At 60.3% G+C, this 252-nt stretch carries 1 pseudogene; it reads right to left on the bottom strand.

The annotated features are described in order from the left end of the window. Nucleotides 1–120 precede the first annotated feature (120 nt). Nucleotides 121–252: pseudogene (locus GWC77_RS30015) on the bottom strand (hypothetical protein); the annotation flags it as partial.

A 252-nucleotide genomic window follows, 5' to 3' on the forward strand; every position in this document is an offset into this window, starting at 1 on the left:
CCGCTTCAGCACGCTGCCCGCGCCGGTGGGCAACGTTGAGCGAGCTTTCTTCGTCTTTGCCATCATCGATGTCCTGCGTTTCAATTCGCACCGATTCTACTCGTCCTCGTTAATGCGACAGAGCCAACAGAAGTGCTTGACGTTGGCGAAGCGGCTCAGGTCGGGACCGACTTCGGAGAGGATCGTCATCACCGTGCCCACGCCAAGACCGTTGATGCGTGTCAGATCGACACCAGCCCAGCGCGCCAGCGC

It is taken from the genome of Paraburkholderia sp. NMBU_R16 (assembly GCF_013282575.1).
Taxonomy (GTDB): Bacteria; Pseudomonadota; Gammaproteobacteria; order Burkholderiales; family Burkholderiaceae; genus Trinickia.